4 protein-coding genes and 1 pseudogene are annotated in these 3206 nt (G+C 66.3%); 3 read left to right on the top strand and 2 right to left on the bottom strand.

The features are described from left to right. The 3 genes from BIS11_RS18585 to ttcA form a co-directional block, all read left to right on the top strand. On the top strand, positions 1 to 138 hold a 138-nt coding region (locus BIS11_RS18585; RefSeq protein WP_301286469.1), incomplete at its 5' end, for a putative nucleotidyltransferase substrate binding domain-containing protein. Between the two features lie 4 nt (positions 139 to 142). Then, entirely contained in the window at positions 143 to 775 is a 633-nt protein-coding gene (locus tag BIS11_RS13690) for a DNA polymerase III subunit epsilon (protein WP_253423565.1), read from the top strand. Between the two features lie 31 nt (positions 776 to 806). Further along, a complete protein-coding gene (ttcA, locus tag BIS11_RS13685; protein WP_253423563.1) occupies positions 807 to 1757 on the top strand; it encodes a tRNA 2-thiocytidine(32) synthetase TtcA in 951 nt (316 codons plus the stop codon). On the opposite strand, the gene fnr is transcribed toward ttcA, so the two are convergent. Together fnr and BIS11_RS13675 are read right to left on the bottom strand one after the other, a co-directional pair. Then, the gene (gene fnr / locus BIS11_RS13680) at positions 1754 to 2494 is read right to left on the bottom strand and encodes a fumarate/nitrate reduction transcriptional regulator Fnr (protein ID WP_253423560.1); all 741 of its coding nucleotides are present in this window, start codon (positions 2492 to 2494) and stop codon (positions 1754 to 1756) included. The genes ttcA and fnr overlap by 4 nt on opposite strands. 42 nt (positions 2495 to 2536) lie before the next feature. Continuing rightward, positions 2537 to 3206, bottom strand: a pseudogene (locus BIS11_RS13675) (coproporphyrinogen III oxidase); the annotation flags it as partial.

Here is a 3206-nt window from a genome sequence, read left to right as displayed (position 1 = left end):
GGTGCCGGCACCCCGACCAATCGCGTGGTGGTGCAGTCGCTGTCGTCGCTCGAGCGCGATCTGCTTCGCGAGGCGCTGCACATCGTCAAGGAGTTCAAGGCGCGCCTGAGCCACCGTTACCACCTGGAGTACTCATAGCGGCATGCGTTTCATGGATCGACACTTCGCCCTCTTCGGCGGCTCGCTGCGCACGGTGTTCAAGCGCGAAAGCGACCGGCGCCGCTGCATGGGCACGCCCTTCGAGTGGCTGTTTCACCCCTATCTGGGCAAGGAACTGGTGGCGCTGGCGTTGCGCACCGCCGACGCCGACATCCTCAGCGTGGCGGCAGTGGTCTTCGACGAGCGCCGCGTGCACACCCGCAGCGCCTGGGCGACCACCCTGGCCGACCCGGACCGCACGCGGCATGCGACGCTCCAGCGTCACGGCACCACGGCGCTGCTTCCGGCGAGCGCGGAAAACGTCGGCGCGCTGACCGAGTTCATCGGCAATCGTCCGGTGGTGGGGTGGGGGCTTTGCGACGCCATGGCGCCCATCAATCGGCTGTTGAGCGACCGGCTCGGGTTCGAGCTGCCCAACACCCAGGTGGACGTCGCTAAGCTCTACCAGCGCACCCTGCGTCGCTCCCACCTGGAGCCCATGGGCCCGGCAAGCTTCGGCGAGGCCCTCGCCCGCTCCCGGCTGCCCGCGCCCGGCGGGGCGTCGCTGCTCGGCGAGGCGAGCGCCTGCGCGCTTCTCTACATGCGCCTGCAGCGCGACGCTGCCCTGCACGCCTAGCGTATTGGGTGACACGGGCAGACTTGCTAGAATGGCGCCCTTCGTCTCCATCACCGGCAGTGCCCATACCATGCAGCAGTCCGACATGCAGCAGCCCGATCATTTCGATCCCGTCGTTGCCGACCCCGCCTTAGTGAGCGCGTCGGCGGACCACGACGCCAAGCAGAAGCGCGAATTCAACAAGTTGCAGAAGCGGCTGCGTCGCGAGGTGGGCAACGCCATCCTCGATTACAACATGATCGACGAGGGTGACCGGGTGATGGTGTGCCTGTCCGGCGGCAAGGACAGCTACACGATGCTCGAGATCCTGCGCAGCCTGCAGCGCAACGCCCCGGTGAACTTCTCGCTGGTGGCGGTGAATCTCGACCAGAAGCAGCCGGGCTTTCCCGAGCACGTGCTGCCGCGCTACCTCGACGCCCAGGGCGTGGAGTACCACATCCTCGAGCGCGACACCTACTCGGTGGTCAAGGAGAAGACGCCGGAGGGCAAGACCACCTGCGCGCTCTGCTCACGGCTGCGCCGGGGCTCGCTCTACGGCTTCGCCGAGGAGATCGGCGCGACCAAGATCGCGCTTGGCCACCACCGTGAGGACATTCTCGAGACGCTGTTTCTGAACATGTTCTTCGGCGGCTCGCTCAAGGCGATGCCGCCGAAGCTTCTGTCCGACGACGGCAAGAACATCGTCATCCGCCCGCTTGCCTACTGCAAGGAGGCGGACATCGCCGAGTTCTCGCGGCTGATGGAATTTCCGATCATCCCCTGCAACCTGTGCGGCTCGCAGCCCAACATGCAGCGCCAGAACGTCAAGGCGATGCTCGCCGAGTGGGACAGGAAGTACCCGGGCCGGCTTGAGAGCATGTTCAGGGCGGTCACCAACGTTTCGCCCTCGCAGCTCGCCGACCGTGCGCTGTTCGATTTCCAGCGGCTCGAAGAGCGCCAGGCCGAGCTCATGGCCGGGCGCATCCAGGCCTTCAACGTCTAGGTCGGCGTCTCTTCGTCGGCCAGGGTGATCAGCCTCGGCATGTCGAGAATGTTCACCTCGCGACCGGACACCGCCACCACCTGCTGGCTCTGCAGCCGGCTCAGGATACGGCTGACGGTTTCCACCGCGAGCCCCAGGTAGTTGCCGATGTCCGCCCGCGCCATCGAGAGGCGGAAGCTGTAGGGCGAGTAGCCGCGGCGGCGAAAGCGGTCCGACAGCGTCGTGAGAAAGGTGGCCAGGCGCTGGTCGGCGGTCTTGCGCGAGAGCAGGCGCATCATGCGCCGGTCGTCGCGCAGCTCCTTGCTCATGCTGCGATAGAGCTGGCCCCGAAGCTCGGGAAGCTCCTCGGAAAGCGCATCCAGGTGCTTGAAGGGAATCTCGCACACCGTGGTGGTCTCGAGCGCCACGACGCTGCCCGGGTAGCACTCGTCGTCGATGCCGTCGAGGCCCACCAGTTCGCTCGGCAGGTAGAAGTTGGTGAGCTGGTCTTCTCCGTTGCCCTCGCTGGTCACCTGCTTGAGGCTCCCCGAACGCACCGCGAAGACGCTCGAGAAGCGCTCGCCCTGGTGAAACAGCGCCTCGCCCTTCTTCAGCGGCGCGCGGCGGCGGATGATCGCATCGAACTGGCTGATATCCTCGATCTGCAGCGCCAGAGGCAGGCACAGCGAACTCAGGCTGCAGGTCTGGCAGCGCGGCGCTTGTGCAAGCGAGCGGCGCTGGCTGGCGGAAATCGGCATCACCTTCTCCTTTTTTATACCCGCGACGTGGTCGAACCCAGGTTACAAAATCCTAGAGTACCGCGCGGGGGACTGCTGTGTCAGGGTGGTATCGAACGCCATCGCCAGATGGCGGATCAAAAGCCGGCCCACCGGGGTCGCTTCGAGGACAAGCCCGTCACGGGTGAGCAGGCCGTCACGCTCGGCCTGATCCAGGGCAGCGAGGGACGTCGCGAAGTAGCTCGCCGCGTCTATCGCGAAGCGCTCGCCGATGGCGGCAAGGTCGATGCGCATGTCGCACATCAGCCGCTCGATCACCTCGCGCCGGATCAGGTCGTCGTCATTCAGGCGCAGGCCCTTGCAGGTCGCAAGGCGCCCGTCGTCGAGGGCGGCGGCGTAGTCGTCCAGACGCACCGGGTTCTGGGCGTAGACGTCGTCCACCCGCGAGATCGCCGACACCCCGAGGCCGATCAGGTCGCACTGGGCATGGCTCGAGTAGCCTTGGAAATTGCGCTGGAGCGTACCGTTTTGCCGGGCGATGGCCAGGCTGTCCTCGGGGCGGGCGAAGTGATCCATGCCGATGTGCACGTAGCCCGCCCGGTCGAGCATCTCGATACTTCTGCGCAGAATGGCGAGCTTCTCGTCGGCGCCGGGCAGCTCGGCCGCGTCGATGCGCCGCTGGGGGGCGAAGCGCGTCGGCAGGTGGGCGTAGTTGAACAGCGAAAGCCGTGCC

The sequence above is a fragment of the Halomonas sp. 707D4 genome, from assembly GCF_024158685.1.
Taxonomy (GTDB): Bacteria; Pseudomonadota; Gammaproteobacteria; order Pseudomonadales; family Halomonadaceae; genus Vreelandella.
Note: the sequence above shows the minus strand (reverse complement) of the source record. Positions and strands in the feature narration are given on the sequence as shown.